Origin of the sequence: Burkholderia diffusa (assembly GCF_001718315.1) — a bacterium.
Classification (GTDB): Bacteria; Pseudomonadota; Gammaproteobacteria; order Burkholderiales; family Burkholderiaceae; genus Burkholderia; species Burkholderia diffusa_B.
The window spans coordinates 619,492-635,060 of sequence record NZ_CP013364.1 but is presented as its reverse complement, the minus strand read 5'-3'; the positions used below and the strand labels follow the sequence as shown (position 1 = coordinate 635,060).

At 64.6% G+C, this 15,569-nt stretch carries 14 protein-coding genes; all 14 read left to right on the top strand.

The window, feature by feature from the left end; all coding sequences use genetic code 11:
- Nucleotides 1-261 precede the first annotated feature (261 nt).
- The 14 genes from pqqA (at nt 262) to WI26_RS29425 (ending at nt 15,549) form a co-directional block, all read left to right on the top strand.
- Nucleotides 262-336, top strand: coding sequence for a pyrroloquinoline quinone precursor peptide PqqA (gene pqqA, locus WI26_RS31990; protein ID WP_006410019.1), 75 nt, complete (start codon nt 262-264; stop codon nt 334-336).
- Nucleotides 337-400: 64 nt separating this feature from the next.
- Nucleotides 401-1,324 (top strand): pyrroloquinoline quinone biosynthesis protein PqqB, encoded by a 924-nt coding sequence (pqqB, locus tag WI26_RS29485; protein WP_069228180.1) that lies wholly within the window; start codon nt 401-403, stop codon nt 1,322-1,324.
- A gap of 2 nt (nt 1,325-1,326) precedes the next feature.
- Nucleotides 1,327-2,046, top strand: a complete 720-nt coding sequence (gene pqqC, locus WI26_RS29480) for a pyrroloquinoline-quinone synthase PqqC (protein ID WP_069228179.1) — start codon at nt 1,327-1,329, stop codon at nt 2,044-2,046.
- The gene (gene pqqD / locus WI26_RS29475; protein WP_069228178.1) at nt 2,043-2,324 is read left to right on the top strand and encodes a pyrroloquinoline quinone biosynthesis peptide chaperone PqqD; all 282 of its coding nucleotides are present in this window, start codon (nt 2,043-2,045) and stop codon (nt 2,322-2,324) included. Before pqqC ends, pqqD begins: the two co-directional genes overlap by 4 nt.
- A 7-nt stretch (nt 2,325-2,331) precedes the next feature.
- Nucleotides 2,332-3,450, top strand: coding sequence for a pyrroloquinoline quinone biosynthesis protein PqqE (gene pqqE / locus WI26_RS29470; RefSeq protein WP_059510669.1), 1,119 nt, complete (start codon nt 2,332-2,334; stop codon nt 3,448-3,450).
- Between the two features lie 1,040 nt (nt 3,451-4,490).
- Entirely contained in the window at nt 4,491-5,558 is a 1,068-nt protein-coding gene (locus WI26_RS29465) for a helix-turn-helix domain-containing protein (protein WP_236849369.1), read from the top strand.
- 843 nt (nt 5,559-6,401) lie between these two features.
- A complete protein-coding gene (locus WI26_RS29460) occupies nt 6,402-7,478 on the top strand; it encodes a sugar transferase (protein ID WP_059510579.1) in 1,077 nt (358 codons plus the stop codon).
- A 161-nt stretch (nt 7,479-7,639) separates the two neighbouring features.
- Entirely contained in the window at nt 7,640-8,815 is a 1,176-nt protein-coding gene (locus WI26_RS29455) for a polysaccharide biosynthesis/export family protein (protein ID WP_069228176.1), read from the top strand.
- Nucleotides 8,812-9,246: a low molecular weight protein-tyrosine-phosphatase gene (locus tag WI26_RS29450; RefSeq protein WP_059510581.1), complete on the top strand. Its 435-nt coding sequence runs from the start codon at nt 8,812-8,814 to the stop codon at nt 9,244-9,246. The genes WI26_RS29455 and WI26_RS29450 overlap by 4 nt, the downstream gene beginning before the upstream one ends.
- 53 nt (nt 9,247-9,299) lie before the next feature.
- On the top strand, nt 9,300-11,537 hold the full coding sequence (locus WI26_RS29445) for a polysaccharide biosynthesis tyrosine autokinase (protein WP_069228175.1): 2,238 nt from the start codon (nt 9,300-9,302) through the stop codon (nt 11,535-11,537).
- A gap of 63 nt (nt 11,538-11,600) precedes the next feature.
- Nucleotides 11,601-12,833 carry a lipopolysaccharide biosynthesis protein gene (locus tag WI26_RS29440; protein ID WP_069228174.1) on the top strand — a complete coding sequence of 411 codons (1,233 nt, stop codon included), beginning with the start codon at nt 11,601-11,603 and terminating at the stop codon, nt 12,831-12,833.
- Nucleotides 12,834-12,861: 28 nt separating this feature from the next.
- Complete coding sequence (locus WI26_RS29435) at nt 12,862-14,061, top strand: capsular biosynthesis protein (protein WP_069228173.1); 1,200 nt, start codon at nt 12,862-12,864, stop codon at nt 14,059-14,061.
- A gap of 1 nt (nt 14,062) precedes the next feature.
- The gene (locus WI26_RS29430) at nt 14,063-14,593 is read left to right on the top strand and encodes a serine O-acetyltransferase (protein ID WP_059913960.1); all 531 of its coding nucleotides are present in this window, start codon (nt 14,063-14,065) and stop codon (nt 14,591-14,593) included.
- Nucleotides 14,590-15,549: a glycosyltransferase gene (locus tag WI26_RS29425; RefSeq protein WP_069228172.1), complete on the top strand. Its 960-nt coding sequence runs from the start codon at nt 14,590-14,592 to the stop codon at nt 15,547-15,549. Before WI26_RS29430 ends, WI26_RS29425 begins: the two co-directional genes overlap by 4 nt.
- Nucleotides 15,550-15,569 lie beyond the last annotated feature (20 nt).

The window sequence follows — 15,569 nt, the reverse complement described above, 5'->3', positions numbered from 1 at the left end:
AGGTTGCAACACCCGGTGTTCAAGGATTCAACACTTGCTCGATCGGCCGTGCACGACGTGAACCGTCGCCCGACGGTTTCTGAAATCTTATCGTTTGCTAACTGTAAGAATGGCGGTGCCGTGACCATCCGGCGGCTGCCGCATGCCTTCGCACGCCTGCGTGCGCCGCAAGTCCCGCGCCGGCACGCTCCTTGCTGAATGAATATCGGCCGCTCGATCGATGCGGTTTTTTCGACTACCCACTCAACAAGGAGACACATCATGCAATGGACCACCCCGGCTTATACCGACCTGCGTTTCGGTTTCGAAATCACGATGTACATCGCCAACCGCTGATCGACGCGCGCAGTGCCGCCCGCATCGACGGACACGATGCGGGCGGCACCGGGAGCACACGCAGATGAAGATCAAGATACTCGGCTCGGGCGCCGGCGGCGGGTTGCCGCAATGGAACTGCAACTGCGGCAACTGCCGTCGCGCGCGAGCCGGCACCGACGGGATCGTGCCGCGCACGCAATCGTCGATCGCGGTCAGCGGCGACGGCGTCGACTGGGTGCTGGTGAACGCGTCGCCGGACATCCTCGCGCAACTGCGCGCCGCCCCCGATCTGCAGCCGGCTCGCGCGATCCGCGACAGCGCGATCGTTGCCGTCGTGCTGTGCGACGCGCAGATCGACCACGTGACGGGCCTGTTGATGCTGCGCGAGCGCACGTCGCCGCTGCCGCTGTATGCGAGCGCGCCGGTGCTCGACGATCTGTCGACCGGGCTGCCGCTCGTGCCGCTGCTCGGCCACTACTGCGGCGTCGACGTTCACCCGATCGCGCCGGGCGAACCGTTCGCGATACCGGGCGCCGGCGGCATCCGCTTTACCGCCGTGCCGGTCGACAGCAAGCCGCCGCCTTATTCGCCGCGCCGGGAGGCGAGTGTGCCGGGCGACAACATCGCACTCCTGATAGACGACACGACGAGTGGCCGGCGGGCGTTCTATGCGCCTGGGCTCGCCGATGTCGACGACGGCGTGCGCGCCGCGATGCGCGACGCCGACCTCGTGCTGGTGGACGGCACGTTCTGGACCGGCACGGAGATGATCGATTTCGGCCTGTCGTCGAAGCATGCGGCCGACATGGGGCATCTGGCGCAGTGCGGCGACGCGGCGCGGCCGGGCATGATCGAGCGGCTTCGGCTGTTGCCGGCGCGTACGCGCAAGGTCCTCACGCACATCAACAACACGAATCCGATTCTCGACCCCGGTTCCGCGCAGCGTGCGCAATTGCACGAGCAAGGCATCGAGGTCGCCCACGACGGCATGCAATTCGAGGTCTGACCATGAACGCACCGATTCCCGCCACGGCGCTGCACGCGACGCCCTGGAGTGCGCAGGAGTTCGAGGCGCGCCTGCGCGCGCTCGAATCGCGCTATCACATTCACCATCCATTCAACCGGCGTCTGAACGCCGGCGCGTGCTCGCCGGCGCAGATTCGCGGCTGGGTCGCGAACCGCTTCTACTATCAGATCAGCATTCCGCTCAAGGATGCGGCGATCTTGTCCAATTGCCCCGACCGCGACACGCGCCGGTTGTGGGTCGAGCGGATTCTCGACCACGACGGCCACGGCGGCCAGGAAGGCGGGATCGAGGCATGGGCGCGGCTCGGGGAGGCGGTCGGCATCGAGCGCGACGCGTTGTGGTCGCTCGCGCACGTACTGCCAGGCGTGCGGTTTGCGGTGGATGCCTACGTCAATTTCGCGCGGCACGCGCCGTGGCAGGAGGCCGTGTGCTCGTCGCTGACCGAGATGTTCGCGCCGCAGATCCACCTCGACCGGCTCGCGGGCTGGCCGTCTCACTATCCGTGGATCGAGGCGGACGGGCTGCAGTATTTCCGCAGCCGCGTGCCGCTCGCGCAGCGCGACGTCGAGCACGGGCTTGCAGTGACGCTGAGCCATTTCACGACACCGGACGCGCAACGGCGCGCGCTCGACATCCTGTCGTTCAAGCTGGATGTGCTGTGGTCGATTCTCGATGCGATTGAAAAGGCGTATCCCGCATGAACTCCAACGACGCCGTCAGCGGCGTGCCGCTGCGCCCCTCGCTGAGGGGCATGTACCGCCTGCAGTGGGAGCCGGCCCAGGATGCGTACGTGCTCCTGTATCCGGAGGGCATGGTCCGGCTCAACCCGAGCGCGGGCGAGATCCTCGCGCGCTGCGACGGCACGCGCGAGCTCGACGACATCATCGACGAACTCGAGCGGCTGTTCAGGACGTCGGACCTCGCGTCGGACGTCTATCGCTTCCTCGATCATGCGCGACTGCGCGGCTGGCTCGACTGACATGGACATGACCCCTCCTCCGAACCGGCCGTCCACGCCGCTGTGGCTGCTCGCCGAGCTCACATACCGCTGCCCGCTGCACTGCGCGTTCTGCTACAACCCGGTCGATTTCGCGACGCACGGCGCGGAGCTCGATACCGACGCATGGCGCACGGTGATCAGCGACGCGCGCGCGCTTGGCGCCGCGCAAATCGGCTTTTCAGGCGGCGAACCGCTGCAGCGAGACGACCTGGAGATGCTGGTCGAGCATGCGCGGTCGCTGGGCTTCTACACCAACCTGATCACGTCGGGCGTGGGGCTGAATGCCGCACGCATCGACCGGCTCAAGGCGGCCGGGCTTGATCATATTCAGCTGTCGCTGCAGGATTCGACGCGTGAGCTGAACGACTTCCTGACCAGCACGCGCACCTTCGATCTCAAGCGCGGCGTCGGGCGGCTGATCAAGTCGCACGGCTATCCGATGGTGCTGAATTGCGTGCTGCATCGGTACAACCTGCCGCACGTCGGACAGATCATCGAGATGGCGCTCGACCTTGGCGCGGATTTTCTCGAACTCGCCAACACGCAGTATTACGGCTGGGCGATGCTGAATCGGGACCAGCTGATGCCGACTGTCGAACAGCTGCGCGAAGCGGAGGAAACGGTCAACCGCTACCGCAAGCTCGTCGGCGAACGGTGCAAGATCCTGTTCGTCGTGCCCGACTACTTCGAGCAGCGGCCGAAGGCCTGCATGAACGGGTGGGGCTCGGTGTTCCTCGGTGTCGCACCGGACGGCACCGCGCTGCCGTGCCATGCCGCGCGCGGGTTGCCCGGCCTCGATCTGCCGAATGTGCGCGACCGGTCGTTGAAGGACATCTGGTACGAAAGCGACGCGTTCAACGCGTTTCGCGGTGACGGCTGGATGCGCGACCCGTGCCGCACCTGTGACGAGCGCCATGCGGATCATGGCGGGTGCCGCTGCCAGGCATACATGCTGACCGGCGATCCGGCGCAGGCCGACCCGGTCTGCGCGAAGTCCGCGCATCACGGCCAGGTCGAGCAGGCCGTGCAGTTCGCGCGACGGGCGGAGCGGCGGGATGAGCGTCCGCTGGTCTTTCGCAGTGCCGCGAATTCGATCGCGCGTTGAGCCGCACATGTCACGGTATTGAAACCCTCGATTAAAACGACCGTTTCATGCGTGCGCGGTGAATCGGGCGCCGCGCCGCGCGCGACTGCCCAAACGCCGCTTTCTCCGTTCGACCGAAACACCACGGTCATGAAAACGACTCGTTCCGGATGCGCATCTGCTCGGCGCATGCCGGACTCGATCTCCCGCGACGAATGCGTGCCGGCGAGTTCGATAAATGACGATGAATTCGGCTTGCATACGAGTCTCGAGTAATTTCAGGTAATTTAAGTAATCCCATGTATTATTCATGGGTAAATCCGTTTCGCTGACAACGTTTGCGCGCCGATGTATCGGAAGGTTCGAACGATGACATCGGTATTTCAATGTCGACGCGACACGACACATCGGCCGGATTTTCATTAACGTTCGATGAAATTCCCGTATTGGCCGTTTGCGAGAAATCGAAGCGTGTACGATGCCAACGCGGCATGACCGATCACTCATTCAGTGATCTTCGGCCCGACCTCGCGCAATTCGTCCGACTGCCGCACGCTTGGCGTTTAAAGCCGGTGGTTCCGGCTTCGGACGCAAAACATTCCGTCGGAATAAACGATTGATCGGAGTGGTGGCCCGGATCCCGGGCCCGGCGATACGCCCGCGCGTGTTGCCGCGCGCTCCGTCGACCGGCCGGCTTCACTCGAACCCGAGCGGCATCTGAACATGCACGATTGAAACGAATCCGAACAGTGTCCGCACATTGTCGTCGCGATACTGCCCCGCCGTCTGTTCCGGCTCTCCTTATTCATTGGGGATAGTCCGTTCGCATTATCCCGATTCCAATTCCGGAATGTTGACGCACGTCAATTACCCACGGAATTGTCTGAATGTATTCGTGTCGGATATGACGAACCTCAATAAATGGTGCCATACCACTGGCTTGATTGATTCCGACAACAACACGGCGAAAACAGACATTGACAAATCGGCGGGCGAAGGTCGCCCGCTATGATGCGGCGCAGAAAAGAAGAAATGTAAGAAATTGTCAAAGGGCCGAAAAGATGCAAACAGTGTCGGATCATTCATCGACGGGGTTAAGCGTGAATCGTGGTAGAAGCGCCGGCGACGGGCATCAACGAGCAAGCGTAATCGTACTGTTGCTCGAGGGTTTCTCCATCATGCAGATGGGCAAGCTCGCCGCCGTTTTCGAACTCGCAAATCAACTCGGACGTGGCGATGGCGCATTCGTCGATCGTTACGAATTGCGGCTGTATTCCGTGCATGGCGGCGCGGTTCGCTCGTCGTCGGGCGTCGGCATCTGGACGGAGGCGGCCCGCACGCTCGAAGCCAGCACGGTGCACGCGATGTTCGTGTTGAGCGGTCAAGGCGGGATCAACGCGCTGGACGAGCAATTGATCGCCTGGCTCAGGCATGCGCACCAGCGCGCACGCGTCGTTCGCGGCAGCCATGGCGGCCGCAAATTGCTGACGCAGATTCATCTTCCGCAGAAGGACGTGGAGAACGCCGCGCAGGCGGTGGACGGCGGCGGCGCGTCGTCGGCCGGACGCGAAGACAGCGAGCCAGCCGACGACGAGGACGACGGACCGTTCTCCGAGGCGTTGTCGATCGTCCGTGTGGACCTGGGCTACGAAATCGCGCAGGAGATCGTGATGTGCATGGTGTCCGGCGCGAACCGCAAGCTGACCGACGTGCTGTTCGGCGCGCGGGTCGCGCGCGCCAGCACGCTGATCCGGATGGCCGCGCATCATTTACGCGTGAACAGCGAGAACCGGATTTCGATTGCCGACGCGGCGCAGGCGGCCGCGATGAGCGAGCGCAATTTCCTGCGGCGTTTCAAGAACGAAATCGGCGTCACGCCCACCGAGTTCGTGTTGAGAATTCGCCTCGAGAAGGCATGTCGCATGTTGATCGAAACCGATCTTCCGGCCGACAAGGTTGCGAGACGCACCGGCCTGGGCAGCGGCGACCGGATGGCGAAACTGTTTCGCCAGCACTTGCAGACTTCGCCGACCGAATATCGGGCGGCCGCACGAAAAGGCGGCGATGCGTCGACGGACATGCTCTATGCATCGGATCTCGGCGACTGGATGAGCGGCGCGCCGTCCTAGTCCGGGCGATCGCATTTCACCGTATGCCGTCAACCGGTGGGATTGCATTGGGGAATTCCAATCAATTTCCGGATATTCATGTTTCGCCCGAATGACAGTGACGTTATTCGTGTGCGAAAAATACTGGATATAAACCGGTCTCCATGCTGCGAAGGCGGATTCGGCCACAATCGTGGCGCCGTCCGACACGGGCCGATCAAAACGTATTTCGACTGATTAAGTTATCGACTGGCCTTTCGAGGAGGCGGCACCCCGGCACTCCTCGGAATTTTGCCTGCCGTGTCGCGCGAGCGCACCGTGCAGGCCTTTTTATTCGTCGAGCGAGCACTGTCCGGCCTCAAGCGGGCAGTGCTTTCTTTCAGGTTGCGGTGGCGCCTGGCAATGCATTTCGCTATCCGGTGCGGCGGAAATGGCCGATGCGGTGAATGGAAAATCGACATGAATCGAACAGTCACTCGCGTGATTGAAATTCGAACATGAACCGTCGCGCATGCCGGTTATTCGTGCATGGAAAATGCATCGTTTAATTCGTGAAATGCGTCGAATAATTCGCTCTGTTAATCGGCCTTGATTTGTTCCGCCATCAACAAGGCGAATTCGGACGCAAGCGATAAAAGCGCGAACCGCGACGAATATGATGCGCTGCGGAAACGTTGAAGCAACGGTATCGCAACGAGCGTGCCGCGTGACGAGCGCATCGCATCAGGCCGGATCGTGATGCGCCGGAGTCGCGGCATGCCCACCGGCGAGAGCGGGCATACGCCCCGGACGACATGCGTGGCAGGCGTGATGCACCACTGCACCGCGAACGGATGTTGGATGATGAATTAGGAGTTCATATCAATGAATTCGTTGATCAATCGAGCGACCGATATCGGGCTGATCGTGCTGGGCGCGTTCATTCCCGCGCTGATCGGCGCCACCGGCGGTGCGCGCGGGACCCTGTTCGACGGTGCGCTCGTCGCCTTCGCCGCCGCGCTGGCGTTGTCGGTGTTTCCCGCCTGCGGCATCTATGAGGCCGCGCGCACGCGATCGGCGCTGCATGTGCTCGGCCGCACGGTGCTCGCATGGATCGTCGTGCAAGGCATGAGCACTGCGCTGCTTTACGTGCTGCACCGTGCGCACGTGCTGTCGAGCGAGTGGTTCGTGTACTGGACGCTCGCGAGCGGAATCGGCCTGATCGCGTTCCGCGCGCTGACGCTCGCGATCTTCGGAATGATCGAGCGCGCGGGCGAGCAGGTCCGTGCGGCAGCCATCACGCATGCGGACCTGCGCGGCCAGCGCGAGATCGGCCTCCGGACGGTCGGGCGCATCAAGCGGATGGTCAAGCGCGGCTTCGACCTGGTTGGCGCGTCGCTGCTGCTCGTCATGCTGGCGCCGGTATTGCTGGGCATTGCATGGACGGTGCGGCGCGATGGCGGCCCGGCGATCTTCGGGCACGAGCGCGTCGGCCGCAACGGCCGCCGGTTCAAGTGCCTGAAGTTCCGCTCAATGGTGACGAATGCCGACGCGGTGCTCAAGGCGCTGCTGGAACGCGACGCCGACGCGCGCGCGGAATGGGATCGCGAATTCAAGCTGAAGAACGACGTTCGCATCACGCCGATCGGCCGTCTGCTTCGCAAGACGAGTCTCGACGAACTGCCGCAGCTGCTGAACGTGCTGAAGGGCGACATGAGCCTGGTCGGGCCGCGCCCGATCGTCGAGGCCGAGCTCGAACGCTACGGCGACGACGTGCGCTACTACCTGATGGCGAAACCCGGCATGACCGGCCTCTGGCAAGTCAGCGGCCGCAACGACACCGACTATTCGACGCGTGTGTCGCTCGACGTGTCCTACGTGCGCGAATGGTCGCTGCGCCGCGACATCGGCATCTTGTTCCGCACGATCAACGTGGTGGTGCGCGGGTCGGGTGCGTATTAGCCGCTGCCGCGCGCACATCCGTCGCAACGGACGTGCGCGTGGGAGTTCGGCAGCAAGCAGTGGTGGAAGGCATGTCCGGTCTCGACAGGGGTGCTGTACTCGTGGTCGACACGACGCGGGGCGACCGGAGCAATTTCAAATTAAAAAAGTGCGAGGTTGTAATGCAGAGGTTGCGTCAAATGGAGTTGGCGCGCGGGTGCGCGCCGCGCCGGCCATCGCGGGTCGGGCCGCTCGTGATGATCCTTCCGCTGTGCGCGTTGCTCGGTGCTTGCGGCATCGCGCCGGGCATGCGCATGCAGCAGCCGGCGTCGATTCCGCTGCAAAGCGGCGCCACGCCGGCAGAAAGCGCCGCGCTGCCGGTTCCGGTCACGAACATCGATCTGTCGCTGATCCGGCGCATGCGCGACAGCGAACGCAGTACGCACGGCGAGCCCCGCGACATCGTCGCATCGCCGGACGCATACACCATCGGGCGTGGCGACGTGCTGCAGATCACCGTATGGGACCACCCCGAACTTGCGGCGGCGCTCGGTGCGCCGGCACAGGCCGCGCCACGCGCGGCGGATGCGCCGCCGGGTTTCGTCGTCGACCAGGATGGCACGCTGCAGTTTCCGTTCGCGGGCCGGCTGGCAGTCGCGGGGCTGACGGCCGAGCAGGTTCAGACGCAGCTCACGCGCCGCCTCGACAAGACGTTCAGGAATCCGCAGGTCACGGTGCGTATCGCATCATTCCGCGCGAAGCAGGTATACATCGAGGGCGAAGTGCATACGCCGGGTTCGCAACCCGTGAACGACATCCCGATGACGCTGTATGACGCAATCGGGCGGGCCGGCGGTTTTTCGGCGGCGGCCGACCAGAGCCGCATCGTGCTGGTGCGCGACGGCGTCGAGCGCCGGATCGACCTGACCGAGATGGCCGAGCAGGGGCGCAATCCATCGAAGATCGTGTTGCGCAACGGCGATCTCGTGCGCGTGCTGCCGCGCGACGAGAGCGGCGTGTTCGTGATGGGCGAGGTCAACAAGCCCGTGACGGCGCTGCCGATGCGCAACGGCCGGCTGACACTGAGCGAGGCGATCGCGCAGGCCGGCAGCCTGAATGCGAACACGGCCGACGCCGCGCAGCTCTACGTGGTGCGCGGGATGCAGGACCAGCAGCCGCAGGTCTATCACCTCGACGCGCGCTCGCCGGTCGCGATGGTGCTGGCTAATCAGTTCCAGCTGAAGCCGAAGGACGTCGTGTACGTCGACGGCAACGGGCTCGTTCGCTTCAGCCGCGTGCTCAGCCTGCTGCTGCCGGCCATCAACGCCGGCCTGACCGCGGCGATCGCGACCAAATGATGGAATCCATCCTGATCGTCTGCGAGGGCAACATCTGCCGCAGTCCGATGGCCGAGGCGATGTTGCGCCGGGCCATGCCCGGGCGTCGCGTCGCCTCCGCCGGCCTGAACGCGCTGGTCGGCATGCCGGCCGCGCCGTATGCGCAGGAGGTGATGCGGATGCGCGGCTTCGACGTATCGACGCATCGCGCGCAGCAGATCGGCCGTTCGTTGTGTACCGACGCCGACCTGATCCTCGTGATGGACCGTCGACAGCGCACGTCGCTCGAGAACCAGTTTCCGTTCGTCCGCGGGCGCGTATTCCGTCTTGGCGAGTACACGGATTTCGACGTGCACGACCCTTACCGCCAGCCCAGATTCGTGTTCGAACGCTGCGCGCGCCTGATCGAGCTCGGTGTGTCCGAGTGGTCGAAGCGCCTGCGCATCGTCTGAAGCGGCCGTTGGTCGATGCCCCACTGGAACCCAATACGCCTTCTATCCTTGCCATGACCCAACCTCCCGCCACGCCGCAGCAACCTGCCGAAGACGGCAGCGAGACCGACTTCGTCGCGGTGCTCGACATCCTGCTGGAAAGCCGTTGGCTGATCGCGACCATCACGTGCGTGCTGCTGGTCGCCGGCCTCGCATACGCGATTCTCGGCAAGCCAGTGTTCGAAGCCAACATCATGGTCCAGGTCGAGGACAGCCCGGACACGTCGGCCGCCAAGTCGCTGCTGGGCGACGTGTCGTCGTTGTTCGACGTCAAGTCCTCGGCCGCCGCCGAGCAGCAGATCCTCGCATCGCGCCTCGTCGTCGAGCGCGCCGTCGACAAGCTCAACCTGTTCATCGACGCGTCGCCGAAGCGCTTTCCGCTGATCGGCGACTGGATCGCGCGCCACGCAGACGGCCTGTCCGATCCCGGCCTGGCCGGCTTCGGCGGCTACGCGTGGGGTCGCGAGCGCATCGACGTGCCGCGATTCGACGTGCCGCGCAAGAACGAAGGCGACGCGTTCACGCTGACGAGCCTCGGCGGCAAGCGCTATCGGCTCGAAGGCGGAGATTTCGATGCCGCGGTGGAGGGCACGGTCGGCACGCTCGAGCATTTCCGCTCGCCGCGCGGCCCGATCACGTTGCTGGTTGCGTCGATCGCCGCGAAGCCGGGCGCCGCGTTCGTGCTGGTGCGCAACTCGCGGCTGAAGACGATCGAGGATATCCGCGATCGCCTCAACGTGCAGGAGCGCGTGAAGCAGTCGGACGTCGTCGTCGCCAGCCTGCAGGACACCGATCCAAAATGGGTCAGCGACACGATGAACGAGATCGGCCGTCAGTACGTGCGGCAGAACATCGAGCGGAAATCGGCGGAGGCCGCGCAGTCGCTCGAATTCTTGACCGCGCAACTGCCGCAGCTCAAGCAGCAGTTGACCGATTCCGAAGCGCGCCTGACGAAACTGCGCAACGAGCGCGGCACGGTCGACCTCACCGAGGAAGCGAAGCTCGCGCTGGCGCAGACCGCCGACGCGAAGACACGCCTGCTCGAACTCCAGCAGAAGCGGCAGGAGCTGATGTCCCGCTTCACCGAACGGCACCCGAGCGTGGCCGTGATCGACGAGCAGATCGCCGCGCTGAACGGTTATCGCAATACCGCCGAGCAGCAGATCCGGCGCCTGCCGGACCTGCAGCAGGAAGCCGTGCGGCTGATGCTCGACGTGAAGGTCAACACCGATCTCTACACGGCATTGCTCAACAACATGCAGCAGCTGCAGCTTGTGCAGGCCGGCAAGACCGGTAACGTGCGGCTCGTCGACACGGCGGCGGTGCCGGAAGTGGCAGTGCGGCCGAAGAAGGTCCTCGTCGCGCTCGCGTCGCTGCTGCTCGGCCTGCTCGCCGGCTGCGGCACCGCGATCGTCCGCTCGATGCTGTTCCATGGCATTTCCGACCACAACGAGATCGAGCGCCGTCTCGGCCTCGCGGTGTACGCGACGGTTCCGCTGAGCGACCATCAGCACGACCTGGCCGAGGAGGCCGCGCGCAAGAGCGGCCACAAGTCGATCCTTTCGATCGACTTCCCGAACGAGCCAGCCGTCGAGTGCCTGCGCAGCCTGCGCACCGCGTTGCAGTTCGCAATGCTCGAGGCGAAGAACAACATCGTGCTGATCGCCGGACCGGCGCCGGGCGTCGGCAAGACCTTCCTGTCATCGAACCTCGCGGTCGTGATGGCGAGCGCCGGCAAGCGCGTGCTGCTGATCGACGGCGACATTCGCAAGGGTCGGCTGCACGACTATCTCGGCTTCCCGCGCGGCCGTGGCTTCACGGAGCTGATTGCCGGCAGCGCACGCGCCGACGACGTGATTCACCGCGAGGTGGTCGAAGGTCTCGACTTCATCTCGACCGGGACGATGCCGAAGAACCCCGCGGAACTGTTGCTGAACCGCAATCTCGCGACGATGCTCGCCGATCTGGCATCGCGTTACGACATCGTCGTGATCGACTCGGCGCCGGTGCTCGCCGTGCCGGACACCGGCATTCTCGGCGCGTTCGCGGGCACCGCGCTGCTCGTCACGATGGCCGGCAAGACCAAGCTCGGCGAGATCGGCGAATCCGCGAAGCGCTTTGCGCAGAACGGCGTTCGACTGAACGGCGTCATCTTCAACGGCGTCAATCCGAGGCTCGGACAGTATGGATACGGCTCGAAGTATGGTGGTTATCGCTACGTCGCCTACGAATACGGGACGCAAGATGTGTGACGCTCGTGATGCCGCCGGCGCACGGAGCCGCGCATCCGGTCGCGCGCGGCATACGGAGGCGGGATGATCAATCCGAGGGATTCGATCGTGTCGCTGGCCGGCGTCGTGATCGGACAGATCGCGCTGTTCGTCTGCATCTTCGTGATCGGACGGCGCTTCGGGCCCGAGGCGCTCGGTCACTTCAACTACCTGCTCGCGCTGGCGACCTTCGTCGGCACGCTGCTCGCGTTCCGCTACGAGCTCGCGTGCGTCGACGATGCGCCGGACGAGTCGTTCAACGCGTTCGTCAACGTGACGGCGCTGAGCCTGGTCGTGATCGCGGCGTTCGGTTTCCTGATCGTCGTCTCGGGCCGCGGGGACCTCTATCTCGTCGCGATCTATGCGCTCGCATCGTTCGTGCAGCTGGCCGCCGGATCCTACCTGAACAGCCTCAGGCGCTATGGATGGATTGCGGCGTCGCGCGTCGTCGTCAACGGATCGTTTCTCGTCGGGCTGGTGCTGTCGCTCGCATGCCCCGCGTGCGGGCACGTCGACGTGTTTGCGCTGTACGCATGGGTGACGGCTGTGGTCTCGATCGTGATGGCCGCGGCGATCCTGTTCTCCGGCCATCGAGCCGGGTATTCGTTCCGGCTGTCTCGCCGGTTTTTCATCAGGAACCGCCGCTTTGCACTGTATATCCTGCCGTCGACGCTGTGCGCTTCGGTGCTGACCTACGCGCTGTCGATCGCGATTCCGCACTGGTTCGATGCGCAGAGCGCTGGTTACTTCGCCGCGGCTTACCGGCTCGGGTTCTTTCCGGTGTCGTTGATCGCGCAGAGCGTCGGCGGGGTGTTCCGTCGCGATGCGATCGGCGCGATGGCGCGTCCGGATGCGGGCATGACGGTGCCGCGCGTGTACAGCACCTATGCCCGCGCGCTCACGGCGCTCGCGGTCGTGTACATGGCGGGCGGGCTGCTGCTGTTCGCACCGCTCGTCAATCTGTTCTTCGGCGAGAGCTGGCGCGGCTCGGTCGGGTTCTATCACAGCCTGATGCCGTTGTTCGCGCTGCAACTGATCTACGTGCCGCTGTCGCAGATCTTCCTCGCGACGCGCGCGCAGCGCATCGACTTCCTGTTCCAGCTGACCTGCGGCGTGTGTCTTGCCGGCGCGCTGGGCATCGCGCGGCTGATGAACCTGTCGGCCCCGACGAGCGTACAGATTTTTTCGCTGACCGGCGCGGTGCTGATGGCGGCCGGCATCGCGCTGACGTACCGCGTACTCGACACGAACCTGTCCCGGTCCCGGGCGTTGGCGTGAGATCGCCGATACGACGAACGAGCACACCATGATCCTGATAGTCATCGATTCCCTCGAGCGTTACTACTTCGCCACCCGCCTGGTGAACGCGGTCCGGCACGAATACGAGTTCGCGTTCCTGACGAGCGAACCCGTCGCACATCTCGGCCTGCTATTGGGCGGGTTCCGCTCGGTGTACCTGAACCGGCTGATGCCGATCGACGTGCCCGATGGTCAGCCGGCAGACCGCACGCCGTATCAATTGTCGATCGAGGTGCTGAACGGGCAGATGACCGAGGCGCGCGCGCAGCGCGAGTCGGCGGCGATTTTCCACATCGCGTCGGAAGTGCTGCGCGGCCTGCATGTCGAGCAGTGCGTGATGTGGAACGGGCAGCAGCTGGTATGCCGAACGGTGCGGCAGGCCTGTGCGGTGCACGGCGTGGCGACCCGCTTCATCGAGATCTCGAATCTGCCGGGCAAGCTGTTTGTCGATTCGCTGGGCGTCAATGCGCTGTCGACGATCAGCCGCAACCCCGAGGTCATCGATCGGCTGCCGCTGCCCGACGAGGACACGCATGCGCGCTGGCTGTCGACCTACGAACGCTACAAGCAGATGCCGCTGCCGCAGGCCAGGACGTCGTTCGCGCGCAAGGCGACGTCGGCCACCAACTACTTGCTGAAGGCGGTCAGCGGCGGCGTCGCGCGGCGGCGCCTGGCGAGCGTGCGCGCGCGCAACGCCATGCCGGCGCCGCGACAGGCCGTCTTCATGCCGGCCGATACGCTGGCGACCTGCCGCTACGTGTTCCTGCCGCTGCAGGTGTCGGGCGACACGCAGATCAAGCTGCACTCGGATGTCGGCAATCTCGACGCGATCCGCCATGCGTTCGAGTTCGCGGCGAACGAGAGCGCCGACCTGTTTGTGAAGCTGCATCCGGCCGAAACCGATGCGGCCGAGATTGACGCAATCGTGAGCCTGCAGCAGACCTATCACTTCGAGATCGTCACGTCGTCGACCACCGACCTGATTCGGCACGCTTACGCAGTCGTCACGATCAATTCGACGGTCGGGCTCGAGGCGATGCTGTACGGCAAGCGCGTGGTGTCGCTCGGCCGGTGCTTCTACAAGGAGTTCGATCGCGCGCGGCTGTTGAAGTACATCCATTCGTTCCTGGTCGACGGCATCGACTATTTCGGCGCCGCGCGCATCCCCGCCGATGCGGCCCGACGCGTGTTCGCGAGGCGGCACTGACATGGCCGTCTCGTTGCGACAGACCGCCGAGGCGATCGCCGAAGACTGCCGCCGCAACGCGTTCGTGAAGACGCGCAGCGTGGTGATCTTCTATCGCGTCGTGCACTACCTCGCGTGCCGGAGCCGGTTCACGCTGCTGGCCGGCGCGCCGCTCATCCTGCTCTACATCGTGCTGTGCGACTGGCTGATGGGCATCGAGATTCCGGCGAAGACGAAGATCGGCAAGGGGCTCGCGATTTATCACGGCACGGGCCTCGTGATCAACGGCTACGCGGTGATCGGCGATTACTGCACGCTGCGGCATGGCGTGACCATCGGCAACACCATCCTGAAGGACGGCACGCTCGGCGGTGTGCCGACGATCGGCGACCACGTCGAGTTCGGCGTGCACAGCGTTGTGCTCGGCGCAGTGCGCGTCGGCGACCGCGCGCGGATCGGCGCCGGCGCGGTCGTGCTGCGCGATGTGCCCGACGGTCGCGTGGCCGTCGGCGTCCCGGCGCGCATTCTCGACAATGGACAGGAACCCAAATGAAAGTGTTCATTCTGCATCCCGGCAAGGCGAACTACCCCGAGATCGCCGCCTACGGCCACCGCCTGAAAACGCACGGATTCGAGGTGTTCGATGGCGATCTCGATGCGTATGCGCAATTTCCCGATCGGGACGTGTGCATCCTGTGGTGCATCATGGGTTTCTATCGCACACTGCCGCCCGCCCGGTTCGTGATTCACGATTATCGATCGCTGTCTGTCGGCCGGCTCGCGGCCGTCAAGGACCGTGTGAAGCGGGTGCTGAACGTGCGGCCCGACCTGCGGATTTTCCAGAACGAGCGGATGCGCGACGCGATGGCGTTTCGTGACGGCGTGCGTTCGTTGCTGTTGCCGATGGGCGTGCCGGACTGGATCTTCGATCGGACCGACTTGGATGCCGATGGCGCCGATGCCGCGCCGTTACCGTCCGGACGGTTCTGCTATATCGGCGAGATGAGCCGCGAGCGCGGTTTTCACAAGGTGCTTGCTGCTTACCGCGACGCACGGCGTGACGAATCGGACACGCTCGTGCTGGTCGGCAACCCGGAGCCCGCCATCCGCGAGGCATTCGCGGATACGCCGGGCGTCCGTTTCGTCGGCCGCCTGCCCCAGCCCGATGCGCTGCGGATCGTCCGCGACAGCGAATACGCGGTGTGCTTCTTCCCGTATCACCGGCCGCATTGCTTTCAGACACCGACGAAGCTGCTCGAATACGCGTCGCTCGGCAAGAAGATCGTTTGCAACGACGCACCGTCGAACGTACGCACTGCGCATGAACTGGGAATCCAGTGCCACGTCACCGGCGCGACGATCTTCGACGAACTGTTTCCGCTGTCGCGGATCCGCGCGACCCGTCCCGACCCGTCGGTGATGAAATCGCTCGAATGGGGGCGCGTGATCGAACGTTCGGGCGTGCTTGCGTATATCGACGCGGCCGCGGGGCGCGGGGCGGGTGTCTGACGATGTCATTCGCCGTCGGT